This is a genomic window from Streptomyces sp. DG1A-41 (assembly GCF_037055355.1).
Classification (GTDB): Bacteria; Actinomycetota; Actinomycetes; order Streptomycetales; family Streptomycetaceae; genus Streptomyces.
The window spans coordinates 6,929,553-6,955,441 of sequence record NZ_CP146350.1; the positions used below are offsets into that span (position 1 = coordinate 6,929,553).

The 25,889-nt window shown below is 70.3% G+C and carries 21 protein-coding genes and 5 pseudogenes; 12 read left to right on the forward strand and 14 right to left on the reverse strand.

The features are described from left to right. Positions 1–6: 6 nt before the first annotated feature. Together V8690_RS32345 and V8690_RS32350 are read right to left on the reverse strand one after the other, a co-directional pair. Positions 7–714 (reverse strand): TetR family transcriptional regulator, encoded by a 708-nt coding sequence (locus V8690_RS32345; protein ID WP_338783627.1) that lies wholly within the window; start codon positions 712–714, stop codon positions 7–9. A 41-nt stretch (positions 715–755) separates the two neighbouring features. Next, positions 756–2,246: an MFS transporter gene (locus tag V8690_RS32350; protein ID WP_338783629.1), complete on the reverse strand. Its 1,491-nt coding sequence runs from the start codon at positions 2,244–2,246 to the stop codon at positions 756–758. 183 nt (positions 2,247–2,429) lie between these two features. Here V8690_RS32350 and V8690_RS32355 point away from each other — a divergent pair, with 183 nt between their 5' ends. The 5 genes from V8690_RS32355 to V8690_RS32375 all read left to right on the forward strand — a co-directional run bounded on the left by V8690_RS32355 (position 2,430) and on the right by V8690_RS32375 (position 8,068). Continuing rightward, positions 2,430–4,058 carry a hypothetical protein gene (locus V8690_RS32355; RefSeq protein ID WP_338783630.1) on the forward strand — a complete coding sequence of 543 codons (1,629 nt, stop codon included), beginning with the start codon at positions 2,430–2,432 and terminating at the stop codon, positions 4,056–4,058. 57 nt (positions 4,059–4,115) lie between these two features. Continuing rightward, on the forward strand, positions 4,116–4,934 hold the full coding sequence (locus V8690_RS32360) for an NAD(P)H-binding protein (protein ID WP_338783631.1): 819 nt from the start codon (positions 4,116–4,118) through the stop codon (positions 4,932–4,934). A 26-nt stretch (positions 4,935–4,960) separates the two neighbouring features. Then, positions 4,961–5,581 (forward strand): NAD(P)H-dependent oxidoreductase, encoded by a 621-nt coding sequence (locus V8690_RS32365; protein ID WP_338783632.1) that lies wholly within the window; start codon positions 4,961–4,963, stop codon positions 5,579–5,581. Continuing rightward, on the forward strand, positions 5,578–6,483 hold the full coding sequence (locus V8690_RS32370) for an alpha/beta fold hydrolase (protein WP_338783633.1): 906 nt from the start codon (positions 5,578–5,580) through the stop codon (positions 6,481–6,483). The genes V8690_RS32365 and V8690_RS32370 overlap by 4 nt, the downstream gene beginning before the upstream one ends. A 199-nt stretch (positions 6,484–6,682) precedes the next feature. Beyond that, positions 6,683–8,068, forward strand: coding sequence for an FAD-binding oxidoreductase (locus V8690_RS32375; protein ID WP_338783634.1), 1,386 nt, complete (start codon positions 6,683–6,685; stop codon positions 8,066–8,068). 242 nt (positions 8,069–8,310) lie between these two features. Here V8690_RS32375 and V8690_RS32380 read toward each other — a convergent pair whose 3' ends face one another. Next, positions 8,311–9,132, reverse strand: coding sequence for an NAD(P)H-binding protein (locus V8690_RS32380; protein ID WP_338783635.1), 822 nt, complete (start codon positions 9,130–9,132; stop codon positions 8,311–8,313). A 125-nt stretch (positions 9,133–9,257) separates the two neighbouring features. Between V8690_RS32380 and V8690_RS32385 the strand changes: the two genes are divergently transcribed. Together V8690_RS32385 and V8690_RS32390 are read left to right on the forward strand one after the other, a co-directional pair. Continuing rightward, a complete protein-coding gene (locus V8690_RS32385) occupies positions 9,258–9,740 on the forward strand; it encodes a MarR family winged helix-turn-helix transcriptional regulator (protein ID WP_338783636.1) in 483 nt (160 codons plus the stop codon). A gap of 334 nt (positions 9,741–10,074) precedes the next feature. After that, complete coding sequence (locus V8690_RS32390) at positions 10,075–11,106, forward strand: hypothetical protein (RefSeq protein ID WP_338783637.1); 1,032 nt, start codon at positions 10,075–10,077, stop codon at positions 11,104–11,106. Between the two features lie 12 nt (positions 11,107–11,118). Here V8690_RS32390 and V8690_RS32395 read toward each other — a convergent pair whose 3' ends face one another. Next, positions 11,119–11,814 (reverse strand): response regulator transcription factor, encoded by a 696-nt coding sequence (locus V8690_RS32395; protein ID WP_338783638.1) that lies wholly within the window; start codon positions 11,812–11,814, stop codon positions 11,119–11,121. Between the two features lie 887 nt (positions 11,815–12,701). Between V8690_RS32395 and V8690_RS32400 the strand changes: the two genes are divergently transcribed. Beyond that, positions 12,702–12,851 carry a hypothetical protein gene (locus V8690_RS32400; RefSeq protein WP_338783639.1) on the forward strand — a complete coding sequence of 50 codons (150 nt, stop codon included), beginning with the start codon at positions 12,702–12,704 and terminating at the stop codon, positions 12,849–12,851. Between the two features lie 491 nt (positions 12,852–13,342). Here V8690_RS32400 and V8690_RS32405 read toward each other — a convergent pair whose 3' ends face one another. Both V8690_RS32405 and V8690_RS32410 read right to left on the reverse strand, forming a co-directional pair. Next, on the reverse strand, positions 13,343–13,603 hold the full coding sequence (locus V8690_RS32405) for a GlsB/YeaQ/YmgE family stress response membrane protein (RefSeq protein ID WP_338783640.1): 261 nt from the start codon (positions 13,601–13,603) through the stop codon (positions 13,343–13,345). A 521-nt stretch (positions 13,604–14,124) separates the two neighbouring features. Then, a pseudogene (locus tag V8690_RS32410) lies at positions 14,125–14,418 on the reverse strand (hypothetical protein); the annotation flags it as partial. Positions 14,419–14,420: 2 nt separating this feature from the next. Here V8690_RS32410 and V8690_RS32415 point away from each other — a divergent pair. After that, positions 14,421–14,708, forward strand: coding sequence for a hypothetical protein (locus V8690_RS32415; RefSeq protein WP_338783641.1), 288 nt, complete (start codon positions 14,421–14,423; stop codon positions 14,706–14,708). Between the two features lie 287 nt (positions 14,709–14,995). Here the strand turns inward: V8690_RS32415 and V8690_RS32420 are convergent. After that, a pseudogene (locus tag V8690_RS32420) lies at positions 14,996–15,813 on the reverse strand (IS5 family transposase). Positions 15,814–16,078: 265 nt separating this feature from the next. Here V8690_RS32420 and V8690_RS32425 point away from each other — a divergent pair. Continuing rightward, the gene (locus V8690_RS32425) at positions 16,079–17,140 is read left to right on the forward strand and encodes a beta family protein (RefSeq protein WP_338783642.1); all 1,062 of its coding nucleotides are present in this window, start codon (positions 16,079–16,081) and stop codon (positions 17,138–17,140) included. Positions 17,141–17,169: 29 nt separating this feature from the next. On the opposite strand, the gene V8690_RS32430 is transcribed toward V8690_RS32425, so the two are convergent. The 3 genes and pseudogenes from V8690_RS32430 to V8690_RS32440 form a co-directional block, all read right to left on the reverse strand. Next, on the reverse strand, positions 17,170–17,523 hold the full coding sequence (locus V8690_RS32430; protein ID WP_338783643.1) for a hypothetical protein: 354 nt from the start codon (positions 17,521–17,523) through the stop codon (positions 17,170–17,172). Between the two features lie 157 nt (positions 17,524–17,680). Beyond that, positions 17,681–19,234: pseudogene (locus tag V8690_RS32435) on the reverse strand (DEAD/DEAH box helicase); the annotation flags it as partial. Between the two features lie 177 nt (positions 19,235–19,411). Further along, complete coding sequence (locus V8690_RS32440) at positions 19,412–19,780, reverse strand: hypothetical protein (protein WP_338783644.1); 369 nt, start codon at positions 19,778–19,780, stop codon at positions 19,412–19,414. 300 nt (positions 19,781–20,080) lie between these two features. Between V8690_RS32440 and V8690_RS32445 the strand changes: the two genes are divergently transcribed. After that, the gene (locus V8690_RS32445) at positions 20,081–20,431 is read left to right on the forward strand and encodes a hypothetical protein (RefSeq protein ID WP_338783645.1); all 351 of its coding nucleotides are present in this window, start codon (positions 20,081–20,083) and stop codon (positions 20,429–20,431) included. A 19-nt stretch (positions 20,432–20,450) separates the two neighbouring features. On the opposite strand, the gene V8690_RS32450 is transcribed toward V8690_RS32445, so the two are convergent. The 4 genes and pseudogenes from V8690_RS32450 to V8690_RS32465 form a co-directional block, all read right to left on the reverse strand. Continuing rightward, on the reverse strand, positions 20,451–21,482 hold the full coding sequence (locus V8690_RS32450; protein WP_338783646.1) for a LacI family DNA-binding transcriptional regulator: 1,032 nt from the start codon (positions 21,480–21,482) through the stop codon (positions 20,451–20,453). Between the two features lie 75 nt (positions 21,483–21,557). After that, complete coding sequence (locus V8690_RS32455; RefSeq protein ID WP_338783647.1) at positions 21,558–22,394, reverse strand: ATP-binding cassette domain-containing protein; 837 nt, start codon at positions 22,392–22,394, stop codon at positions 21,558–21,560. Next, positions 22,391–23,405 (reverse strand): annotated as a pseudogene (locus tag V8690_RS32460) (ABC transporter permease). Before V8690_RS32460 ends, V8690_RS32455 begins: the two are co-directional and overlap by 4 nt. A 137-nt stretch (positions 23,406–23,542) precedes the next feature. Further along, positions 23,543–24,565: a sugar ABC transporter substrate-binding protein gene (locus tag V8690_RS32465; protein WP_338783648.1), complete on the reverse strand. Its 1,023-nt coding sequence runs from the start codon at positions 24,563–24,565 to the stop codon at positions 23,543–23,545. A 246-nt stretch (positions 24,566–24,811) separates the two neighbouring features. Here V8690_RS32465 and V8690_RS32470 point away from each other — a divergent pair. Beyond that, a pseudogene (locus V8690_RS32470) lies at positions 24,812–25,773 on the forward strand (carbohydrate kinase). Positions 25,774–25,889 lie beyond the last annotated feature (116 nt).

Here is a 25,889-nt window from a genome sequence, read left to right on the forward strand (position 1 = left end):
GCCCCCTCAGCCTCCATCGCACGCGCCCTCTTCCCCTCCCTCTCCCTCTTCCTCCTCCGCGGGCCCGAGGGCCGCTTCCGCGCACCCCGTGCCTTCCGGCTCGCCGGAGATCAGCGCGCGGATCACCGGTGCCGCCACCCGCACCACGTCCTCCAGATCCGGCTCGCTCACGTCCGGCACGCGCAGCAGATAGCGGCCGCTGGCGATGCCCAGCATCATCACCGAGAACAGGCCAGCCCGGATCCGGGCGTCGGGCAGGTCGATGTGTTCGGCGATGGCGTCCACGGACTGGGTGGTCACCAGGGTGCGCAGTTCCTCCGCGGCCGCCTCGCTGGTCATGCTGGTCCGGACGAGGACGGCCATCGGGCTGTCCGGACTCGACGCCCACCGGCCCAGCATGGTCCGCAGGTAGTTCTCGGCGGTCGAGGCGGGGTCGGGGGTGGTCAGCTCGTCGATGGGGATCTCGAAGCTCACGGCCTCCTTGAAGAGTTGCTCCTTCGTCCCGAAGTACTGCATGACCGACGACTTGTGCGCCTGGGCTGCATCGGCGATCAGCCGGATCGTCGCCCGCTCGTAGCCGTACTGGGCGAAGGTCCTGCGTGCTGCCAGGAGGATGCGGCGCCGGGTGCGGTCGCCCTTGCCGTCGGGCCGGGGCAGAGCCGGCGCGGCCTGCCCGGTCCGCCCGCGCCGGCTCTCCTCAAGGCTGTGTTTCACGGTGGACCCCTCCTTCTCGCGTGCTCACACCGACTTCCAACCTAGGACTGCCGGGACTTCCGGGCGGTCACGGCGGCCAGAACCGTCACCATGGCCACTGCGTAGAGGCACGCCACGACCAGGAACGCCTGTCCGTACCCGTGGGTCAGGGCGTCGGCCGCCCGCGCCCGCAGGGTGCCGTCGTCCTCGGCCACGGCCCGGAAGAACGACTCGGAGGCTGCCGGGAGCCGGTCGTCGGCCGCACCGGCGGCGATGCCCGGCAGAAGCGACAGGCCCAGGGCGCCGCCGACCTGCGTGGTGGTCTGCAGAACCCCCGAGGCGATGCCCGTGTCCCGCGGGTCGACACTGCCGACGACCCGGATGGTCAGGGGGACGAAGCACAGGCCGAGCCCCAGCGAGGTCACCAGCATCGCGGGCGCCAGATGGAACGCGTACGACGAGTCCGGGGTCAGCGTGGCGAGCCACAGCACCCCGAGAACGGACAGGGCCAGACCGGGACCGGTCACCGCGCGGGTGGGGAAGCGCGCCGCGAGACGGGGAGCGACGAAGCCGCCGGCGACGAACATGCCGAGGCTGAGCGGCAGATAGGACAGACCGGTGCGCAGGGCCGACCAGCCCAGGATCTGCTGCATGTAGAGGGTGAGGAAGTAGTACATGGCGAACATGCCCGCCCCGATGAGCATCATGGTGGCGTACGAGCCGGCGCGGTCGCGGTCCTTCAGCAGGCGCAGGGGCATCATCGGCTGCGGGGTGCTCCGCTGAAGGGCGAGGAACACCCCGAGCAGGACGGCCCCGAGGAGCAGCGCGCCGATGGTCAGCGGGTCGCCCCAGCCCTCGTCGCCGCCCCGGGTGATGCCGTACACCAGTGAGGTCAGCCCCATGGTGCCGGTCACCGCGCCGCGTACGTCGAGTCGGCCGGGGTTGTGGCCGGCGTCCTTCAGCAGCCGGGTGCCGGCCAGGACGGCGATACCGATCGGCACGTTCACCAGAAGCACCCAGCGCCAGTTCAGGGAGGCGGTGAGGACGCCGCCGAGCAGCAGGCCGAGGGTGGAGCCCACGCCGTTCATCGAACCGTAGACCCCCATGGCCCGGCGGCGGGCGGGGCCTTCGGCGAAGGTGGCGACGATCAGGGCGAGTGTGGAGGGCGCGACGACGGCCCCGGCGGCGCCCTGCAGCGCGCGGGCGGCGATCAGCACGGTCTCGTTGGGGGCCAGGCCACCGAGTAACGAGGCGAGCGTGAACACGGTCAGGCCGACCCGGAACACCCGCAGCCGACCGAAGATGTCGCCCGCCCGGCCGCCGATCAGCAGCAGGCCGCCGAAGGCGAGCACGTACGCGGTGACGACCCAGGCCAACTGGGCACTGTCGATGCCGAGGTCCTCCTGGAGGCTGGGCAGCGCGATGTTCATGATCGTGCTGTCCAGGATGATCATCAACTGGGCAGTCGCGAGCACGAACAGGGCGAGGCCCTGGTGCCCGGAGGTGGGAGGTGTCGCTCCTCTGGCGGCGGCGGGCCTGTCTTCGACGGACATGACGGCTTCTCCCATCACGGTGCGGTCTGTGAGATCTGTGCGGCCACTGCGCTGTGGAAGCGGCTGCGGGCCCCGGCCGGGACCGGCGCGTGGGGCGGCCTCTGCCGCCGGATCCGCCGGGGGACAAGAAATGTACAAGCGATCAGAAATAAGTGCACGTTCAGTTTTCTGGAGGGATGAGAAATGGCCACATCTCTGAACAGCGGTCCGGACACGCCCGCGCAGGACGGCTCCGGGCCTCGGACGCCGGTCGGCGTCTGGACCGGTACGGCCGTCCACGACGACCAGACGGAGACCTTCACGATCTCCTTCGCCCCGGACGGCGGGCTGACCCTGGTCACGCCCATCAGCACCGGGCGGGGCACCTGGGAGCCGACGGAGAGCGGGTTCACGTACGCCTTCACGGAGACCCTCGCCCCCGAGGCGGGCCGACCGGGCCACGTCGATGTCGTCGTCCGGGCCCGCTGCTCCGGCGGGACCTACGCCGGCTCCGGACCGGCGGAGGTCCGTACGCCCGACGGCACGGTCGTGCACCGCACCACTTTCGACACCAGCGCTGAGCTGCGCACCGAGGTTTGGCGGGACTTGCTGGCGGACGGCTCCTCCCCGCTGGGGTCTGCGCCGCAGGCCGTCCGGGAGGCCGCCGCGCTGGCGGGCGCGCAGGCGGAGAAGGCGGACAGCGAGCGGCGGGTGCAGCCCGAGGTGATCCAGGCGCTGACCGATGCGGGCTTCCCGCGGTGGTTCGTGCCACGAAGCCAGGGCGGCGAGCCGGGCACCTTCGCCGACCTCACCCGGTCCGTGGCGGCGCTCGGCGAGGAGTGCTCGGCTACCGCCTGGCTCGCCTCCCTGTTCGCCTTCGCCCCTCGCTACGTCGCCTGCCTTCCCGAGCGGGCCCAGTCCGAGGTCTGGGCAGCCGGCCCCGATGCCCGAGTGGTCGTGGTCAACAAACCCCTCGGCACCGCCGAACCCACCGAGGGCGGCTGGCGGCTGACCGGCGAGTGGACCTTCGTGAGCGGTGTCGAATACGCCGACTGGGCCCTCCTGGCGGGCCCGGCGATGCCGGGGCCTGCCGGTTCGGGCGGGGGCGCTGCCGGGGGGCCGGGTGCGGGCGGGGCCGGTGCCGTGGCCGGCGGCCCTGGGTCCGGTGGGCCCGGAGGCGGTGGCCCGGGCGGCCCCGGGGGCAAGGGCGGACCCCGGTTCTTCCTCGTGCCGCGGGCCGACTTCTCGTACCGCGACACGTGGCACTCCCTGGGAATGCGTGGCACCGGCAGTCACACCCTCGTCCTGGACGACTCATTCGTCCCCGAGTACCGGACCTGTGTCCGCGCGGACGCCATGCAGGGCCGCACCGTCGGCGTCCCCGGCCCGCCGCTGCCGACCCTCGCCGTCAACGGACTGACCTTCGTCGCGCCCGCCCTCGGCGCGGCCTACGGCGCCCTGAACGCGGCGGTCGGCCTCTCCGTCCCGCCGGGCGGCCCCCGCGCCGAGGCCGCCCAGGCCTACCAGGTCGGCTACGCCCGCGCCGCGGGCCTCGTCGACGCGGCCCGGCTGCTGGTCGAACGCGTCGCCGACACCGCCGACGGCGCGGCGCTGACCCCGGCTCTGGTCCGGCGCAGCCGCCGGGATGCCGCCCTGGCCCTGGAACTCCTCACCGATGCGGCCGACCTGCTCCTGCGCACCGGCGGCACCCGCGCCCAGGAGGACCACCACCCGCTCCAGCGCTTCTGGCGCGACATCCGCTCGGTGGCGAGCCACGCCGTCATGCAGTTCGAACCGGCGGCACTCGGCTACACCCGGGGGATCACGGCCTGACCGGCCGCGCCACCGCTTGCCCCCAGACATCCGAACGTTCCCCTTGGGAGACTCATCGTGATACTCGTCACCGGCGCGACCGGGCACGTCGGCCGCCCCCTCGTCGATCTGCTGCTGGCCGCGGGACAGCGGGTACGGGCCCTGACGCGCGACCCGTCCCGCGCAGGCCTGCCCGAGGGCGTGGAGACGGCCCGTACCGAGGACTTGCCCCTCGACGGGATCGACTCCGTCTTCTTCGTGCTCGCCGCCTTCCCCGACGGCCCCGCCGAACTGATCCGCCGCGCACGGGAACACGGCGTCCGGCGCATCGTTGCCCTCTCCTCCTACACGGCCCTCGACGACGACCCGAAGAACTTCATCGCCGTGCGCCACCGCGACCTGGAACGCCGGATCGAGGAGTCCGGCCTGGAGTGGACGGCCCTGCACCCGGCGGGCGGCCTGGCCGTGACCGCCCTCGAATGGCGCGAGCAGATCAGGACGACGGGCGTGGCCCGCGGCCCGTACGCCCGCGCGCACTCCGCCCCGCTGCACGAGCGGGACATCGCCGAGGTCGGCGCCCGCGCACTGCTCACCGACGATCTGCTCGGGACGAAGCCGCTGTTCAGCGGCCCGGAGTCGATCACCTACGCGGGCCGGGCCAGCCTCATCGGTGAGGCGGTCGGCAGGCCGGTGCGGTTCGAGGAGATCACCCACGACGAGGCGCGCAAGGAGATGGCCGAGGTCGGCATCCCACCGGGGGCGATCGAGGCGCGTCTGAAGATGTTCGCGCAGCTGGTCGACAACCCCCACCCGATCTCGCCCGTGGACCGGTTCCTCGGCAAGCCGGGCCGCACCTTCCGCCAGTGGGCCGAGGACCACGTCGCCGACTTCACCTGATGTCCCGCCACTCGATGGGAGCTTCCATGGCGCACGACCCCCTGAGGCTGGCCGTCGTGGTCGGCAGCGGCCGGCCGGGCAGCACCGGCGCGACCGTCGCCCGGTGGTTCGCCGGTCAGGCCCGGCGGTACGGCGGTCTGTGCACGGACGTCATCGACCTGGCCGGGTACACGTTGCCCGCGGAGCCGGTGACAGCCCCGCCGCCCGAGGCCGCCGCCCAGCTCGCCGACCTGACCCCACGACTGGCCGCCGCCGATGTGTTCGTGCTGGTCACACCCGAGTACAACCGCTCGTTCCCGGCCTCTCTCAAAGCGCTGATCGACTGGCATGACAGCGAATGGCAGGCCAAACCGGTCGGCTTCGTCTCGTACGGCGGACGCTCCGGAGGCCTGCGCGCCGTCGAACAGCTACGGCAGGTCCTCGGCGAACTCCACGCTGTGGCGGTCCGCGACACGGTCAGCTTCCACGGTGTGTGGGACTTGTTCGACCCGGAGGGCAGCCCCCGGGACCCAGAGGGCTGCGCCACCGCGGCGAAGGCCCTGCTCGACCAGCTCGGCTGGTGGGGCACGGTCCTGCGGGAGGGCCGGACGCGCCATCCGTACCTGCACGGGGCGCGGCCGGTACTCACCGGGAGGGCGGGCGGATGAGGACGGCGACACCGAGCAGCCCGGCCTCCGGCGCCGGCACCGTCGTACGGGAGGTCCTGCTGGACGCCGGTGGCGTCCAGCTCTCCGGGCTGCTCGCCGGGGACCCGCGGATCCCGCCCCGGGCCACGGTGGTCGCCGTCCACGGCGGCGGGATGCGCGCGGGCTACTTCCACGGCACGGCCCACCGGGATCTCTCCCTGCTCACCCTCGCCGCGGGCCTCGGCTACCAGGTCCTGGCCGTCGACCGCCCCGGCTACGGCCGGTCGGCAGCGGCACTGCCCGAGGGCCTTCCCCTTGCCGAGCAGGCGGCGCTGCTCGCCACGGCCCTGGCCGGGTTCGCGGACACCCACCCGCTGGGCGACGGCTACTTCGTCCTGGCGCACTCGTACGGCGGCAAGGTCGCCCTCACCCTGGCCGCCCGCCACGACGCTCTCCTGCTGCAAGGACTGGCGGTCTCCGGCTGCGGCCACCGCTTTGCTGCGGGTGTGGCGGACCTTTCTCCGAGCCGGTGGCGTACGGCGATGCGGGCGAACAACTGGGGGCCGCTGGGGCTGTACCCGCCGGACACCTTCCGGCTGGCCGCTGCTCTCACCACGCCCGCGCCGCCCCGTGAGGTGGCCGAACTCCCTCATTGGGAGCGGGTGCTGGGGGAACTCGCAGCGGACGTACGGCTGCCCGTGCGGTTCACCTTCGCCGAGCATGAACGTCGCTGGCGGCACGATCCGCAGGCGCTGGCCGAGCTGCGCGGGCTGTTCCCCCGGGCCGCGGTCTCCACCGAGTGGCAGCCGTACGCGGGCCACAACATCAGCCTCGGCTGGGCCGCGCGCTCGTACCACCTGAGGATGCTCGGCTTCCTGGAGGAGTGCCTCCTGGGCCTTCCGCCGAGGCCCTCCATGCGATGAACATGGCGCAATTCTTTCGGTTTGCGGATGGAAATCAGGGAGATTCCGGTTACGTATCCGGAAGATCGACCCCATGATTCCGCACATTGCTCATCAGCCCTTAACAGACACCCACTACTATCGATGAATGATTCCCCGAAGGGAGTCGTGCGTCCCGTTTTAGGACGGGGCGACCCAGTGCGCTGAGAAAGGCGAAGACGTGCCAACGAACCCTGTCGAGGAGCTGCGTTCCTCCGTGGTCGGCCGGATCTTATTTCCTGGCGAGGATTCATTCGAGGAGCTGCGCAAGGGGTGGAATCTTACGGTCGACCACCAGCCGTCGGTGATCGTGGCCGCGTCTTCCGCGCAGGACGTGGCCGCCGCAGTCCGGTACGCCGTCGCGCACGAGCTGCCGGTGGCCGTCCAGTCGACCGGTCATGGAGCCGTGCTGCCGGCCGATGGGGCCGTCCTCGTCCACACCCGTGAGCTGACCGAAGTGACCGTGGACGCCGAGGCACGCACCGCTCGGGTGGGCGCCGGCGTTCGCTGGGGCCAGGTGGTCGCGGAGACCGCGAAGTCAGGGCTCGCCCCGCTCAACGGCTCCTCCCCGGACGTCGGCGTGATGGGCTACCTGACCGGCGGCGGACTCCCGGTCCTCGGCCGTACCTTCGGCTTCGCCGCCCACCAGGTGCGGTCGTTCGACCTGGTCACCGCCGACGGCACCCTGCGCACCGTCACACCGGACTCCGACCCCGACCTCTTCTGGGCGGTGCGCGGCGGGCGCGGCAACTTCGGCGTGGTCACGGCCGCCGAGATCGGTCTGGTGCCCGTCACTCGGCTGTACGGCGGCGGGTTCTTCTTCCCCGGTGAGGCGGCCGACCGGGTCGTGCCCGCCTACTTCTCCTGGCTGGACGGGCTGCCGGAGGAGATGAACTCCTCGATCATCCTGCTGCGTTTCCCCGACCATCCGGCGGTGCCGGAGCAGAACCGGGGCAGGTTCGTCATCCATGTGCGGATCGCGTTCACCGGCTCCGCGGAGGAGGGGGAACGCCTGGTCGCCCCGCTGCGCGACCTCGGCCCGGAGCGGGACGAGGTCGCCGAGATGCCGTACACCCGGGTCGGCGACATCTACCACGACCCCTTCCGGCCCACCTACGCCTGGTGCCGGACGGCCCTGCTGCGCGACCTCGATGCCGAGGCGGTCGCCGCGCTGCTCGACGTGGCAGGTCACGACCATGGTCATCTGCCGCCTGGCGGTGTCGAGATCCGTCATCTGGGTGGTGCCCTGGCACGGCCCGGCGCCGTGCCGGCCGCCTTGGGAGTGCCCGAGGGCACCTTCCACGTCTTCATGAGCATGCCCGCACCGCCGGACACGGAGGCCGCCGAGCGCTCCCGGGCCGCCGAACAGCGGGTTCTGGACCGGCTGGAGAAGTGGGACACCGGGGCGCTGCTGCCCACCTTCATGTTCAGTCTGGACCGCACGCCCGAGGACGTGGCCCGCGGCTACCGCCCGGAGGACCACGAGCGGCTGCGGAAGATCAAGGCCGTGTACGACCCGGCGAACACCTTCCGCGTCAATCACAATATCCCCCCAGCCACGGTGTAGACCGGCCGGGCGACGACAGCATGACCGGGCGGATTTCCTCCCGTGAGATTCACGGAATCCACGGGAGGAAATCCGCCCGGGTGTGTTCCCCTCTCCGCTTGCTTTTTTCTCTGCTTCTTCTGTGCGTGTGCTGCCTCTCCGTGTGCTGCTTCTCCGTGTCACGGCAGCACGAGTGGCCCGCCGCGCGTTCCGGAACGGAAAGATTCGGGACGTGCGACGGGCGGTGCGTGGATTTCAGCCGCTCAGGAAAAATCCGCCGCGTGGTGGGCAACCCACTCGGCGTAGGTGTGGGCCCGGCCGGTCACCTGCTCGACGGTCGGCAGAACCTCCGCCGTGATGCCCTGCCACGAGGCGAGCTGGTCGAGCAGGAACTCCGCGGCGTCCGGCGGCATCTGCTGGGTGAGGTGACCGAGCGCCGCCTCCCGGGGCAGCTCCTCGAACTCGACCGGTCGGCCCAGCGTTTCGCCGATGATCCGGACGCGGTCGATCTGGGTGAGGGACTGCGGACCGGTCAGGCTGTGCACGGCGCCGTCCTCGGGGGAGAGAAGCGAGGCGACGGCGACGGCCGCGATGTCCCGCTCGTCCACCGGAGCCGCGGCGGCGGTGCCGTAGGCGGTCCGTACGACCCCGCCGTTGTTGATCTGCCCGGACCAGGCGAGGTCGTTGAGCATGAACAGGCCGGCGCGGACGAAGGTCCTCGGTATGCCGGAGCCCGTCACCGCGTTCTCGCACTCGAGGTGCACCTGGCCGATGAAGCCCGGGTTCTCGAATTCGATGGCCGAGGACGACAGCATCGCGATGTGCTCGACATCCGCCGCGGCGGCGGCGTCGAGAAACCCGCCGAGCTGACCGAAGACAGGAAACAGGAAAGCCCGGTCGATACCCTTCAGTGATTCGGCCAGGGTCTCCGGGCGCGAGAAATCACCGGCGATCACCTCGACGTCGTCCGGCAACCCGGACTTCTCCGGGTCGCGGGTGACAGCACGGACCTTCTCTCCCGCTTCCAGAAGCTGATGGACAACATTGCGCCCGACATTTCCGGTGGCCCCGGTGACGAGAATCATGGTGGAGTTCGCTCCCTACTGGACAGGCATACGGGGGCTCATGGTGCATCCCGAACCGCAAACGTTGGTCAGGCCAACGTATCACAATCGTGGGTCAGGACAACAGAGCTGGTAGTTTTGGTGAGGTGGACCTCACAGATGTCTCGAAGGCCCCGGCCCGGCTGCGCACCACGCCGAGCTGGCTCGTCACCCAGATCGCCACCCGCGCCGCGCGGCTGGTCGCCCGGGCGCTGACCTCCGTCGGTGCCCGCCGCTACCACTTCGCGCTGCTCGCGGCGCTCGATGAGTTCGGGCCGGCCAGCCAGGCGGAGCTCGGCAGGCGCTGCGGCATCGACCGCAGCTACATCGTCGAGGCGGTCAATGAGCTCGCCGCGGCGGGGCTGGTGCTGCGGGTCGTCGACCAGGCCGACCGTCGGCGCAACACGGTCACCGTGACCGAGGCGGGCCGGGCCCAGCTCCATTCCATCGGTGACGCGCTCAACGGCGCCCAGGACGACCTGCTGGCCCCTCTCTCCCCGCAGGAACGGGAGCAGTTGACCGCCCTCCTCGGGCGCGTCCTCGACCACGCCGTGGCTCAGCAGCAGCCGCCCGCGACCCAGTCGCGCTGACCGGGCCTCTCCTCCCGCGCGGGCCGGATCCCTCACCCTGCTGTGTCAGGGGAGCGTCAGACGCGCGACCAGAAGCTGATCAGTTGGTCAGTAGTCGGTTAGTTGCGACAGCGAACCTTGGGTAACCGTAAAACGACCCGACAGTAGCTGCAAGAAAGGCCAGATCCCCGTCAAAAGACGTGTCCTCCGGCTTTTATGGAAGTCCGGTGTGTGCATGATTTATCCATACACCTGGAATCCGAGAGGAATATCGGTGATGACGCGCAAGCAGAGTCGACGGGAAGAAACGCGCCCCGCATGCGAGGGGGAACATTGTGTCGAAAATCGGCAGGCGATGACACCGGCCGTCCTCCAGGAAACCGGCCGCCGCCGGACTCCGGCAACCCGCTTTTCCGGAACGGCTGGGCAGGTACCCCATGAACCCGGAAACCGAATATCCGGAATCAGGCTGTGCGGGGACTGCCTTTTCGCCCTCACCGCCGCGCTCGCCTCCCTGCCGGGACTGTACGAGGAGTGCGGCCGGGTCCTGAGCGGTGCCCGCACCCGGCGCTGGGAGGAACGCCCCTCCGCCGGCGGCCCCCAGCGGGGGATTCCGCTCAACACGGCCGCGGCGGACGTGCGTTTCGCCATGCTGCGGGTGCTCGCGTCATGGAGCGGGCTGGTGGTCGACGAACGGGGTGTGGCCGCGCCTCGGCGCGAGGTCCCCGAACTCGCCGGGTTCCTGCTGCGACACGTGGACTGGCTGGCCGCGCACGACGCGGTCGCCGATCTGACCGCCGAGGCGAGCCGGCTGGCCCGGCGGGCACGCCGCGTGGTCGAACCCCCTCCGGCATCGGGCGTACCGGTGGGCCCCTGCCCCGTCGAGGAATGCGCCGGCACACTCCTGGCCCACGGCCCGGGACGAGTCGGCGAAGTGGAACGGGGTCCGGCGCGGGGTGGCCCCGAGGGGGATCCTGTACGGGGCCGTCCTGCGCAGGGGGCGCGTGCCGAGCGCGGGCACGGCGGAGGGACACGGACGGGGCGGGATGCCGGGATCGTCTGCTCAAGGGACTCCGGGCATGCCTGGGCGCCGTGGGAATGGGTGGCACTCCGGTCCCGGCTGGCCCCGGCCGATGCCCCGGCCCCGTCGGCCGCCGTGGACGAGCCGGCGCCGGGTCCGGCGCCCGCCACCGTGCTGTGGCTGGCAGCCGGGGACATCGCCCGTCTGTGGGAGGTGAGCACCGGCACCGTCTACCGCCTGGCCAGTGAGCGGCGCTGGCGTCGTCTCAGCCGGGCAGGCCGGACCTTTTACCACACGGAGGACGTGAGCGGCACGTTCGCCGAGCGCGGTCGTGGACGGGCCCGCTCCGGCACGCCCGAGCGGTGACCGGGGCGCGTGCTACGCCGACTCCCTCCCGTACGGGGCGTGAATGTCCTCCCCCGGGACGAAACGGAAGCCCACGCCGCGGACGGTGACGATCCAGTCGCTGCAACCGAGCTTGGCGCGCAGGCTGTTGACGTGCGTGTCGATGGTGCGCCCCTTGGCCCAGGTGTCGTGCCAGACCTGGGCCATCAGGTCCTTCCGCGTCAGCACTGTGCCCGGCTGCGAGGCGAGCGTGAGGAGCAGGTCGAATTCCTTGCGGGTGAGGGACATCGGCTCGTCGTGGAGCCGCACCTCACGGGAGGGTATGTCGATGTGCAGGGGGCCGTGGGCAAGGGTGCCGCCCGCCGTGCTTCTCGTCGGTCTTATACGCCGCATGATGGCGTGGATGCGGGCCACCAACTCGTGTATTCCATAGGAACGGTCGATGCAGTCGTCGGATCCGGCCTGCAGCCCCAGTACCCGCTCCAACTCATTCTGCTTCTCGGCGACGGCGATGATGGGGGTTTCGCTTACCTTCCTTATTCGGCGACATACTTCCAGGCCGTCGGTGTCCGGTAAACCAAGGTCGAGCACGATGAAATCGACCTTCTGGTGAATTTCAAGAGCCCTTTTTCCTGAATCCACCCAATCGGCCTCGAAGCCGTGGCGGCGCAGACCACTCACGATTGATTCGGCTGTCGTCGCCTCGTCCTCGATCACAAGTACCCGCATGGATAGTCCCTCGTTAGTTCAGATGGAACCGCAACCCGTGGGGGGCAGGAAAAGGTGCTGAATTCCCCAAACTTGCAGAAGCACATGCTTCCGTGCCGTCCGGCAGATCGCGTCACGGTGCACGGAAGGTGCACAAGAGGCGTTCGGCGAGATGGTGAGTACTGGCAGAGTGGGCTTATCCGGTACCGTCTACGGCCTGCCAGGCGTCGGAGGCGCTCATGGATCGCAGCGGAACGCCGGCGCTCCGGCGTATGTCCGTCCTGGCGTCGGATTCAACACGGCAGATCCACATGAACAGGTCACCCTCAACCTTCGGTGCCCATCGGTCGAGCAGCTGACACCGGCGGCAGCGTGCTTTCAAGCGAGTGGGTCGAGCAGTCATTCCTGGCTCATTCTCATGGGGTGGTGCGTACGCATACAACTATCGTCTGCTGTTTGGCCGAAAGAATAAATCACCTGAGGTGGTGCTCTGCTGGACCTTGCTACTGTTTGTCCGTCTTTGGTGAGCCGCCCCGGGAGCAGGGGGCGGATGTCCGGTGCCGTGCTATGTGTAGCCGCCGGTCAGTTCAAGGGCGCGATCCGGCCGTTGTGGGTGCACTTGACCTACCTGGCGGGAATGAAGAACATGAACTGCATTATGGCTCACTCATACCCCCGGGTTTCCGCCCCGAGGCAGGCGTGGGTGAGTCGCCGAAAAGTCCGACTTCGGGATGTCGGTAACACGGGCGATATCTGACGAGAGGTCAGCGCCGAGTCCCCTGCCGGCCGATGAGGCCGATCCGGTGTACGCCACCCTTTGTTCTGCCGGTGTTCCAGTGCTTTTCGCGCTGTCGCTTCGCCGGTGTGTCCGACCGGAATGTACGCCACGCCCTCAGAAGGAGCAATGGATGACTACTGTTTTCGACCGAGGTGTCCTGCCGCTCGGCGCACCGGATCCCGCCGCCGAGCCGAACCGGGTCCCGCCCCTGCTGCTCGCGGGGGAGGACGAGGAGGAGGCGCTGGCCGCCGACCCGCACATAGTGCGAAGCATCGACTGACCCCCTGCCCCTGTCATCGGCCCCGCCTGCCGCCCGGATGACGCCCCTCGTGCCGTCGATGGCCGATGGACACCACTCAGACCATCCGATCTCGTCCGAACGGCGCCGCAGGTCAGGGAGGCTTCTGGTGTTGTCCGGTCAGGGCATCGATCGGGGTCCGTCCGCGTCTGACTCAGCGGAGCGGCAGCGAGCCTGGAGGGAGGTTCGATTCACGACAAGGAGAGGACCTGATGGAAGGTGGGGCCCGTCGGGTCCGTCAGGTGACTTCTGGCGACGGTGTTCCAGGACGGGCCGGCGGCAGAATACCGTCGGCCCGAGGCGTGCGGCCATGGGCCCGGCTGTGGCTCCGGCACGCCGCTCGGGCCGAAGACCGCCGGCAGGCCGAGCCGGGTGACCGGCTCATGGGACTGGTCGACCTGCGCGTGCTCCGTGTCTCCTGGAGGCACACGGCTAGCACGCCAGGCACGTTGTCCCGTGCGGTGGGTGAACCGTCATGCGCGTCGTCGGGCCCACAGCGGGGTGACGAACGCGATGAGGACGGCTGCGATGCCGATCTGGAAGATGTGGCGGATCCAGTCGATACCGCCGGTGTCGCGCACGCCGAATGCGGTGGCGAGCGCGTTGCCGGCGACGGCGCCGATGATGCCCATGATGACCGTCAGCCACAGGGGGATGGGCTGACGTCCGGGAACGACGAGCTTGGCCAGCAGGCCGATGACGAGCCCGGCGATGATCGCCCAGAGGAACGACACGACAACTCCTTCCGTTCGCTGCCCTTCTCGGGCACCACACGTGTGCCCATGGGAGGCCGCCATAGGCGGGGTCCGCAACGTGGAGTTGCACGCCGGTCATGGGGCGCAACACCGTGGTGCGGCCGTCGGAGGGATGGGCGCCGTACCGATCCGGGCACGGGACGGTGGCGTCGCAGGCCCGACGGGGCGGATCCGGCCCGTGAGACATGGCATGGGTGGCGATCCCGGCCAGGTGGCGGTGTCGTTCCTCCTTCCGGCGGGGACGGCGTGGACGTTCCGGCAGGTGGTCTCGGCGTCCTGCTGCGCTCGACGTACGGGCCGACCGCTGTCTGACGACGGCGCCCGGCGAGACAGGGAGAACGCGCTCGATCACCGGCACGAGGGGGAACTCCTCCGCAGTACCGGCCGGATGCTGTCCGCCACCGGGGTGAAGTGGCGGGCCTGCACGAGGTCGCCGGTTCGCGCGTGGCAGGTATCCCTGCTGGGTGGCGAGCCGGTGGAGCGCTGGACAGAGCCGGTCGCGCGATGACGCCGACCACCGCGACGACGACCTGGCAGACCGCGACGATGGTGTCCCAGTTGTCGGTGAACCAGTCACCGATGTCCTCCCACCACGACCGGTTCTGGATGCCGGCGTCGGACGCCTCGTCGATCTTGTTCTTGGCCTCGCGGGCGGCGTCCTCGCGCATCTTGCGCGCGTCGTCGGCCATCTTCTTCGCCGCGTTCAGCGCGCTCTGAGCGTCGTTGACGGCCGACTGCGCGTTCGTCTGCGCCGCCTTGGCGTGCTGGACGTCCCGCGTGGCCGCCGGCACCTTGGGTGACCCGGGCCACGAAGGAGGCCGACAAGTACGAGGACGACCCGACCGGCAGCAAGTCGGACGCGGACAAGCCGGACGAGGCGACCGACCAGACCGAGGCCCGCGCTTTCGCCGAGGCGACAGGTGTGTACGCGGACCCGCTGCTCGCGATCGGATACCGGGCTCTGGACGACGAGTTCGAGGAGGGCACGTTCGACCTGGAGGGCGCGGTGACCGCCATCGCGGTCCGGATCGAGGACGAGGGCATGAGTCCACCATGGCGACCTGAGAAGTGGTGCCGGTCATGATGTGCGGCTGGTGTCCAGAGTGAGCGCAGGCGGGATCGCGCAGGGGAGCTGGTCGTGGCAGCCTGTTTCACTCCGAAGGGGAGGGATGGACTGATGGTCATGACGCTCGTTTGACGCTCTGGACGCCCGCACGCGCGGCCGCAATCCGAGAAACAGGGTCTGACCTGGTCTTTTACATGACTCGCTCAAGTTGACATGTTTTCGATGACGCATCATGTGGAGTGCGTGGCGATGTTGGAGCCGGTCGACAAAGGTCGTTGACCTGTAGTTTTTCGGCCTTACTGGCCCTAACAAAGCCTTTGAACGTGTCGGTGAGTGATCAGGCAGACGGCAAGTCCGAGGAAGGCTTCGTGGATGTCGTCGCGTCGTTCCCACCGGATGCGCAAGCGGCGAAAGCCATGCAGCCAGGAGATCGTCCGCTCGACGACCCATCGGAAGGTGCCCAGACCGGTGCCGTGCGGCTGTCCCCGCTCGGCGATCGCGGGCCGGATCCCGCGTCGCCGTAGAAGACGGCGGTATTTGTCGTGGTCGTAGCCGCGGTCCGCGAAGAGCATGTCGGGCCGCCTGCGGGGCCGGCCGACAACTCCCGCCACTGCCGGAATCTTGTCCAGCAGGGGAAGGAGTTGAGTGACGTCGTTGCGGTTTCCGCCGGTCAAAGACACCGCGAGCGGGATCCCTTGGCCGTCGGTGATGATGTGGTGCTTGCTGCCCGGTCGTGCGCGGTCGACCGGGCTGGGACCGCTTTTGGGCCCCTGCGTGCGGCCCGGACGTGGGAGGAGTCGATCACCGCCCGCGACCAGTCCAGCTGGTTCTTCGACCGCAACTTGTTCAGCAGCAGTCGGTGCAGCTGGTCCCAGACGCCGGCCTCGTTCCAGGCCGCCAGGCGCCGCCAGCACGTCATGCCCGAGCCGAAGCCGAGCTCCTGGGGAAGGTACTCCCACTGGATGCCGGTATGCAGGACGAACAGGATCCCGCACAGGGCCTGCCGGTCGGGCACCCGTGGCCGTCCCTCCACCTGCTTCGGCGGTGGCTCGGGCAACAACGGCTCGATGAGCGACCACAGTTCGTCCGACACCATCCACGGCCGCGACTGACGCTTCCCCATGCCCACATCAACGAACGATCAAGCCGACAGTCACATGATCAACCAGCTTTTGTTAGAGCCAGTTAGCGGGTCGTTCGACGCTGCCGCTATCGCCGAGCATGCGACGAAGCCGCGTGTGCTCCATGTTCGATCCGCTCTCGAACCTCTCGGTACGACGACGGCTTCTCAGTCATTCGGGCCGAAAGGCGCTCTTTTCGCGCCCCTTCACGCTCGCGGACCCTGGTGGAGAGGGAAAGCGCGCGGGCAGTGCCGAGGGGGAGCCGCGATGTCCGAACCGCTCTACGTTCCCGTTCTGCCGGTCCGGCAGCATGCCCGGATTGCTTATGAACGCCTCCGGCCCGACATACAGGCGGCGGTCGCGCCCTTGTGGAACCTTCCGCCCTCTCCAGGGACGCCCCCGGCGCAACTCAGGAGGGCCCACTGGCAGAAGGAACTGCGCCGCGTCAGGGGCGTGCACCGGCGCCATCCGGGCTGGATCGACGCCCCGTTCGCCGAGGCCGCACAGACATCGGCACTCGCCGCGATCCTGGCCGAGTGCACCGCGCTCAACCCCCTGCTCCGCCCGGTGACCGGTCCCGAGCGGAGCGAGGCCCAGCAGGCGGCCGCGGTGGAGACCGCCCGCCGCTGTGGCTGCGGGGTCGGTGTCCGTGTCCGCATGCCGGGAGAGTGGAACGGTGCCGTCGCCGAGGCCGTCGGCGCACTGCTGGACCGGGTCGACCGGGGGGTGCCCGTCGATCTGCTGCTGGACCTGGGCGCTGTCCTGCCCGGCCGCCCCGACGCGGGTAAGGAGGCGCTGCGCGCTCTGGACGCTCTCGTGGCACTGGCCGGCGACCGGCGGACCGTCGCCGTGCTCGGCGGGGCGTTCCCCCATGTCACGGACGACATGATGCGGTTCGGTAAGCCGCACGAGGAGCCCCGCGCCGACTGGGACATGTGGCACGAGATTCGGGCGGGCCATCGGGAAGGCCTCTCGCGGCTCAGATACGGCGATTATGGAGTCCAGCCCCCCGCGGCCCTGGCCACGGAGCCGGGGGACGGAGGCCCGCCCTGGGGCGTCCTCCGCTACACCACCGACCGCTCGTTCGTGCTGTGCAAGGTGCTGAACGGTGGGCCGGACCGTACGGCGGGCATCCGCGCCGCCGCCCGTCGGATCCGCGATCTGCCCGACTTCCGCCGAGCGGTCGCGAGCGCCGGCGAGACCTGGTTGCGCGACTGTGCCGACGGGCCCATGACGGACAGCGAGGGCACCGGCACCCACACTCAGTGGCTCTGGGCAGGCAACGTCCAGCACATGACGTACGTCGTCCGGTCCCTGCCCGGCACCTGAACCGGCCCCCGGCCAAAGCGTCTCCCGGCTCAGTCGAACAGCGGTGCCAGTACCTCCCCACCCGCCAGGATCCGCCACGCCGGAACCCGCACCGTGCGGCCCACCGGGCACGCCTTCGCCCCGTAGCCCCCGGACGGCAGCCCGGTCAGGAGGTCGTCCCGCGCGTGGGTCAGCCGCAGATGCCGTGCCGGGTCGATGCCCGGCGGTGGGCCGAAGTCGATCAGGACCGCCGTGTTCTCCCCGGCCTCGGTGAACAGCAGGTCCACCGGGTGGCCGCCGACCACCGCCGCCCGCTCCAGGTCGCTGATCCCGCGCTCGGCCCGGTACTGCTGGAGCCGATCGGCGAGTTCCTCGCGGAACCCGGTCGCCGGGGTGGCCGTCACCACCGGCCCGTCGGCCTCGTCCGTGTCCGCACCCAGGCGTGCCGAGCGCCCCCGCGAGCAGGGCCGGCAGTCCGCTCTGCCCCTGCCAGAACGCGTGCGCGCCCACGGTGATCAGCTGGGACTTGGCCCGGGTCACCGCCACGTTCCACAGGTTGACCTGGCTCGCGACCCAATGGGTCGTCCTCGGCGGGGTGTTGTGCGTGGCCACCGGGCTCAGGACCATCACGTCGCGCTGCCCGCCCTGGAAGGCGTGCACGGTGCCGACCCGGACGCGGTCGTCGTCGCGCCATACCCGCGCCAACGCCTCCTTCTGCGCCCGGAAGGGCGTGACCACACCCACCGTGGCGTCCTGCGGCAGCCGCGCCAGCAGTTCGTCCACCACCCGCCGTACGCCCTCCGCCTCCGCCGCGTTGCGCCAGGACCGCCCGTCGCCGCCCCGCGCCGACGCGCCGCGCGGTACGTCGACCCAGCCCAGCGTCGGCCCCGGATCGGCCGCCCCCACCGGGTCGAGGGCCGGGACCTGCCGCCGTACGTCGGTGAGCACCTGCAACTGGCCCGCGTAGCAGTAGCCGTTGACGATGTCGGCGATCCGGGGGTGGCACCGGTAGTGCTCGTCGAGGAGCAGCGCGGAGTCACCGTGCCGTTCGGCCGCGTGGTACGAGGAGTAGACGTGGTACGTGAGCCGGTGGTCCTCCAGCTGTGCCGCGCTCGGCCCGGCCCGGACGCGCGCCTGCTGTTCCTGCTGCGGTGACACACCGGAGATGTGCCCCAGCTGCATCGGGTCGCCGATGATCAGCGCCCGGCGGGCCCGGAACAGCAGCGGCAGCACCGAGGGGATGGAGCACTGGCTCGCCTCGTCGATGACGACGAGGTCGAACAGCTTCGGGGCGAGTTCCAGTTGCCGCACCGAGTGCGTGCTGACGGCCCATCCCTTGATGTGCGCCATCAGGTTCTTCTGGCTGCGCTGGAAGCCCGAGCGGCTCCGCAGCGCCTGGAGCCGCTGCTGCATGAGCCCGCGCGCCCGCGTCAGCTCCGCCGACAGTTCTAAGAGCGTGCCCGCTGCCTCCAGCCGTGACCGCCGCAGCCCGTCCTCGTCCCATCGCGTGTGCCTTGGGACGAGCGCCCGCACCTCCCGTTCCAGGGCCACCGTGTCCGCCAGCGACTCCAGCAGCCTCGCCGGCACCGGCCGCCCGGTCGCCCACTCCGGCCACGACGGCCGGTCCGGCAGGTTCGAAAGATCCGGTCGGCCCTCCTCCGCCTCATCGGTCACCGCCGGGACGAGCGCGGCCGGCGCCCGTCCCCGGCGCCACGGGCCGAGCAGCCACCAGGGGGCACCGGCCACCTTCCGCGCCCGGTCCTCCCAGCGTCCCAGCGCGGCCGAGCCGTCCGCGCCCGGCGCCGCCCAGACACCTTCCAGGAGCGGCAGCGGAAGCTCCAGCGCCTCCGCCCGTTCCGCCCGTTCCCGGAGCAGATCCAGCAGCCGCCCCTCCTCGCCGACGTGTCGCGCGGCCTCCGCCCACGGTGGCCGATCGCGGCGCGGCGCCTGGGCGGGCTCGCCCAGCAGCCGCTCCAGCTTGGCCGCCTCCCGCTGCAGTGCTTCGGTGTTGCCCGTCCGCATCAGCAGGCCGGGAGCGATGTCGTCGCAGCGTTCGGCCACGACGTTCACGGCCTCGTTGTTCGTCGAGGCGACCAGCACGGACTGCCCGGCGGCGACACAGGTGGTGACGACGGCCGTGACGACCTCGCTCTTGCCCGTGCCGGGCGGCCCGGTCGCCCACCGTCAGGGGCCGTGTCATCGCCGAGGAGATGACCGACTCCTGGCTCTCGTTGCACGGCCCCGGAGCCACCACGGCGGCGGCAGCGTCCCGCGCACCGCCCTCACCGCCGCTCAGCAGCGCGTCCAGGGTGGTGCCGGGGATCTGCCCGGTCCGGGTCGACATCTGCAACAGTTGTCCACCAGGGCCTCGGTGGCCTTGGCCTCCACACCCGAAGGCACCAGCAGGACGGCCGCGTTGTGCGCGCCGGGCCGCAGCGCCTGCATCACCGTCCGCTCGCTGAGCGCGGACGGGTCGAGCGGCTCCAGCTCCGGCAACCCCAGCTCCTCCAGCAACTCCCGCACGGCGCGCAGCATCTGCGCGACGTTGCCCTCCTGCCAGGACGGCTGCCAGCGTGCGATGAGGTCGGCCGCGTCGCCCTCGTCCAGCAGTTCTGCGACGACACCTGTAACGGGGCAGCGCGCTCGCCTGCGCGACGGCACCCGACGATGTGCTCAACGAACTCTTCTCGGCACCGGGCCTTGGGCGGCTTCGGCCACCTCACAACCATCTTCGGCGTCAGCGGCACCGTGCCGCGTACCCACCGCTGGATTCCGCCCGCACCGACACTGTGGCTACCTGAAGGAACCGCTGGAGGGGCTCGGCGACCACGCTGCTCGGGCCGGACGTGACGCTCGTACGACGGTGCGCCGGGACGGGTGCGGCGGACGGCGCCCGCAGCCCGGCGAGGATGAGAACCGCTGCGCCCCACGCCGTGATGAGCGCCGGTCTAGGCTGCGCCCATGGAGCAGCGAGAGATCATGCAGAAGGTCGTCGGGATGCTCACCGAGGCACTGGAGGTGCGGCGGCAGGTGCGCGAGAACCCCGATGGGCAGGTCGCGCTGACCGGGGCCGTCTCCGCGCTTCTCGCGGAGACCCTGCCGCGGATCCGGCTTCCTGCGGATGCCGGTGGCCGCGCGGCCGCGGACCTCGTCGCCGAGGAGCTGGGGCCCACCCTCGTGAGCATCGCCAACTGCTTCTCGTTCGCCTTCGTGCAACTCGCCGAAGCGCATGACGAAGGACGCACCGACGTCTCTGCCGCGGACGTCCTTCGGCGCATCTCCCTGCGGTTCGCGACGGAGGCGGAGCAGTAGGAGAGCTTCCGCGACCCGGTCATGTCCCCCGCGTGACCGCCGCGGGCTGTTCGCCCGATCCCCGGACGATCAGCCGGGTGGGGACGGTGACGGTGCGAGAACGGGAGCGGTCGCCATCGAGTCGGGCCAGGGCGGTCGTCGCCACCGTCCTGCCGATTTCCTCGGGGTCCTGGGCGACCACGGTCAGGGCCGGTTCCAGTGCCTCGGCGAGCGAGACGTCGTCGAAGGCGACGACGGCCACGTCCTTGCGCTTGCTGCGGGCGAGTTCGGCGACGATGCCCAGCGCCATGATGTTGTTGCCGGCGAACAGGGCCGTGGGCGGACCGGCCAGGTCGAGCAGCTTCGAGGTCGCGGCCTCGGCCCCCTGCTGGTCGTGTGCGCTGACGACGAGGGAACGGTCATAGGGGATGTCGGCTTGCTTCAGGGCCGAGCGGTAGCCGGCGAGGCGCTCGCGGCGGGTGTAGAGGTTGGTGGGCAGGTCGCCGATGAAGCCGATGCGCCGGTGTCCGTGGGCGATCAGGTGGGCGACGCCCTCATGGGAACCGTCACGGTTGGAGCTGACGACGCTGTCCGTGGCCAGGCCCGCTCCCGGGCGGTCGATGAAGACGACGGGCAGCCCCGCGGCGCGGTGGGTCTTGAGGTGGGAGTGGTCGGCGCCGACGGACGGCACGACCATCAGGATGCTGACGCGGCGGGCGAGGAACTTGTCCGTCAACGAGCGCTCGCGGTCGGGATCGTCCGCGGAGGAACCCATGAGCAGGGTCAGGCCGCGGTCGCGGACCGTGTCCTCGATGCTCCTTGCCACGGCTCCGAAGAACGGGTTGGCCAGGTCGGGGATGACCAGTCCTATCGTGGTGTCGGGCCCGCCCACCCGGATGTTGCGGGCCATGAGGTTCGGCTGGAAGCCGAGCTTGGCCACGGCGGCGAGCACCTGTTCCCTGGTCTCGGCCGAGGCGGGGCCGTCCTCGTTGAGGACGCGGGAGACGGTCTTGGCGCTGACGCCCACTTCTCGGGCGACGTCTGCCAGGGTCGGGCGGCGCTTGGCTGCCATGGGTGAAACAGTCTCCTGTGCTCGTCGGCCCGGCCGCGGCCTCGGCCGGAACCTGTGAGTGCTTCTGTCCTGTCTTCAGGTGGCCTGGACTCCCGCGGCCTTGGCCGCCTCGGAATCGGCTACGACAGTACCTCCGGCCGCATCGACGGTGAGCGCGCCGGTCATGATGGCCACGACCTCCGCCATGGAGTAGTCCGACGGCTTGATCACGGCGGCGCGCCGTCCCAGCCGGTGGACGTGGATCCGGTCGGCGATCTCGAAGACGTGGGGCATGTTGTGGCTGATCAGTACGACCGGCAGGCCCTTGTCCCGGACCCGGCGGATGAGGTCGAGGACCTGACCGGATTCCTTGACGCCGAGGGCGGCGGTGGGTTCGTCCATGACGACGACGCTGCGGGCCCAGGCGACGGAACGGGCGACCGCGACGGCCTGCCGCTGTCCGCCGGAGAGGGTCTCGACGGACTGCGTCAGCGAGCGAAGGCCGATCTTCAGGTCGGCCATGTGCTCGGCGGCCTCCTGGCGCATGCGCTTCTTGTCCAGCATGCGGAACACACTGCCGAGAACACCGGGGCGGCGGAGCTCGCGCCCCAGGAACATGTTCGAGGCGATGTCCATGGAGGCGGCCACGGCGAGGTCCTGATAGACCGTCTCGATGCCGTGGGCGCGGGCGCTCTGCGGGCCGGAGAACTGAATCGGCTTGCCGTTGAGGCGTATCTCGCCCTCGTCCGGGACCAGCGCGCCGGTGAGCGCCTTGATCAGGCTCGTCTTGCCGGCTCCGTTGTCGCCGATGACGGCGAGGACCTCGCCGGGCATCAGGTCGAAGTCGGCGCCGTCGATGGCGGTGACATGGCCGTAGCGCTTGACCAGACCACGGGCCTGAAGGACAGGGGTGGGGGAGGAGGTGGCGGTCATCGGGCCTTCTTCCGGGAGATCTGGTCGACGGTCACCGCGAGGATCACCAGGACGCCGGTGATCAGCGTCTGGTAGATGGAGGCGACGCCCATCAGTTGCAGGCCGTTGCGGAACACACCGACGATGAGGACGCCGATGAAGGTGCCCAGGACCGAACCGCGCCCGCCGAAGAGGCTGGTGCCGCCCAGAACGACGGCCGTGATGCTGTCGAGGTTGTCGGTCTGACCCGCCTGGGGGTCACCGACTCCGGTGCGGGAGATGAGCAGCAGGGCGGCGATGCCGTAGAGGACGCCCGCCACGGTGTAGACGCCGACGGTCAGGCGGGAGGTACGGATGCCGTTCAGCCGCGCCGCTTCCTGGCTGTTGCCCAGCGCGTAGACGGTGCCGGCCCCAGCCGGTGCTGCTCAGCGCGTAGGCGAGGAGCAGGAAGAGGCCGATGGTGACCAGGGAGCCGTACGTGATGTCGGTGCCGCCGAGCGGGAAGGTCTGCCCGAGGGCCGTCAGCGGGCCGGGCAGGTTGGTGACCGTCTGCTCCTCGGAGTAGATGTGGGTCAGAGCGAACGCCACGTTGAGCATGCCGAGGGTGACGATGAACGGCGGCAGCGGGATCTTCTGCACCAGCAGCCCGTTGAGCAGCCCGAATCCGCCGCAGACGGCGATGCCCAGGGCGATGGCGGCGAGCGGGGACAGCGAGCCCTCCGCGGCCATCTTGGCGATCATGATGCTGCCGAACGCCATGACAGCACCGCACGACAGGTCGATGCCCGCCGTCAGGATGATCAGGGTCTGACCGATGGCGAGGGTGCCGACGACCATGACCTGCTGCACGATCAGCGAGAAGTTGCCGCCGGTGAGGAACTGGTCGGTCGAGAGGGAGAAGAAGGCGCAGGCCAGGAGGAGGGCGACCAGCGGGCCGGTGGTCGGTGCCGTGAGCAGCCTGCGAGCCGTGGTCGGCGCTTTGAGCCCGGCGTACGGCGAGGACGTGCTCGGGGGCGTGGTCGTGGCTGTCATACGAAGTCCTTGTCGGAAGACAGAAGTCCGTGTCTCTCCTTGCCGGAGGACAAGGGAACGAGGGGGCGGCCGTCCCCCGGTCGGGGAGGTGGGAATCGGCCGCCCCGCTTGGGGTGCGTACGGTCGTCGGGGGCGGCTCAGCCCCAGCAGTTCTCCAGGCCGTAGGCGGTGTCCTTGGACGCGACCCCGTCCTGCGCCTTGTCGGTGATCAGGGTGACGCCCGTGTCGGTGTAACCGGACGCCTTCTTGCCGTCCTTGGCGTACGTCACGACGGCCTTGACGCCCTCGGCTGCCATCTTCAGCGGGTACTGCTGGGACGTCGCGGCGATCTTGCCGTCCTTGACCGCCTGGGTGCCGGTGCAGCCGCCGTCGACGGAGACGATCAGGACGTCCTTCTCCCGGCCCTTGGCCTTGAGCGCGGTGTACGCGCCCAGCGCGGCCGGCTCGTTGATCGTGTAGACGACGTTGATGCCGGGTTCCTTCTGGAGGCAGTTCTCCATCGCCGTCTGGCCCTTGGACTGGTCGCCGCCGGTGTCCTGGGCGCAGGCGACGTCCTTCTCGGTGGCGCCGAAGCCCTTGAGGAAGCCGTTGTGCCGCTGGACGCCGACGGAGACGCCCGGTGCCAGGTCGAGGGCGGCTATCTTCGCGGTCTTGCCCTTCATCGCGGCCTTGGCGTACTCGCCGATCAGCTCGCCGGCCTTGAGGTTGTCGGTGGCGAAGAGGGCGTCGACCGCGCTCTGCGGCTCGGTCGGGGTGTCCAGGGCGATGACCAGGACACCCTTGGCCCGGGCCTTCTCGATCGCGGGCACGATGGCCTTGGAGTCGCTCGGGGTGATCAGGATGCCCTTCACGCCGGAGGCGACCATGTTCTCCATGGCCGTGACCTGACCGGCGTTGTCGCCGTCGAACTTGCCTGCCGCGGTCAAGAGCTTGACGCCCTCGGCCTTCGCGGTCTTCTCCGCGCCCTCCTTCATCTTCACGAAGAACGGGTTGGTGTCGGTCTTGGTGATCAGCCCCACCTTGACGTCGCCCGAACCGGCGCCGGCCGAACCCGATCCGGAACCGGAGCCGGATCCGCAGGCCGTCAGGGTGAGGGCCGCGACACCCGTGACCGCGGCGGCTCTGAGGAGGGAGGAGGACAGGCGAGTGGTGCGAGACATGATCGACTCCTGAGGTGTGGCGAGCGGCACGGGGTTGTTGTCAGAGCATGCCGCCCGAGGGTGTCATCGTTGACTTATGTCATCGTTGACACTGCATGGCGAGGATGATGGACTCCGTCTCCCGGAAACGTCAATGCCTTGCACTCGTCACAAATCGGCAACGCTCGCGGCCGCTCCACCGTGGCGATCCGGCAGCCGCACCACGACGCCCGGTGTGCCCCTCCGTTCGTCAGAGAAGAGCAGCCCATGAGCCCGCGTCAGATCACCGTCCTGGGGGAGTGCGTCGCGGACGCGTTCGCCGAACCCGGGGGCGCCTCGAACGAACTCGCCCTGCGTGTGCTGCCGGGCGGCGGACCTGCGAACACGGCCGTGTCACTGGCCCGGCTCGGCACCCCGGCCCGCTTCCTCGCGCGGCTGTCGGGCGATGTGTTCGGCCGCCTGTTCCGCGCACACCTGGAGACATCGGGAGTGGACCTGTCGAGCGCCGTCACGGCGGCGGAACCCAGCACGCTGGCCGTGGCGGAACTGGACGCCAGGGGGCAGGCCGCGTTCTCCTTCCATGCGCAGAACACGGCCGACTGGCAGTGGACGGCTGAGGAGCTGGCACGGGTGGATTTGTCCCGGACCGCCTGCGTGCACACCGGATCCCTGGCCCTGGTCCAGGCGCCCGGGGCGGCGGTGGTGGAGGACTTCCTGGCGGCGGCCTCCCCTCACGCGACCATCAGCATCGACCCCAACGTCCGGCCGCTGCTGGTCCACCCCGACGTCTACCGCGCCCGGCTGGCGCACTGGTGCGGCCTCGCCGACGTACTGAGGCTCAGCGAGGACGACCTGGAACTCCTGCTGCCGGGCACGCCGCCCGAGGAGGCCTGCGACATCTGGCACGCCTCCGGGGCGCGGCTCGTGGTGATCACGCGTGGTGCCGACGGCGCCCTGGCCTCGCTCGACGGCGAACGTGTCCAGGTGCCTGCCGTGCCGACGAGCGTCGCCGACACGGTCGGGGCGGGGGACTCGTTCACCGCCGGGCTGCTGCACCACCTGGGCGCCCGCGGCCTGCTCGGTGGCCGGCTGACGGAACTCCGCCTCGACGATGTCGCGGAAGCCTGCCGGTTCGCCACCCGCGTCGCGGCCCTGACCTGCTCGGTCGCCGGCCCAACCCCCCGTGGCGGAACCAGCTGGAGCAGCTCGCCACGGCCGATCGCGTATGACGGACTTACAAGTCGCGCAGCCGACATCCCGGCCGAACCGTTGACGCGTCGGCCGGATGGCGGCCATCATCGGGCCACTCGATGTCATCGATGACACAAGTCAACGATGACACCTC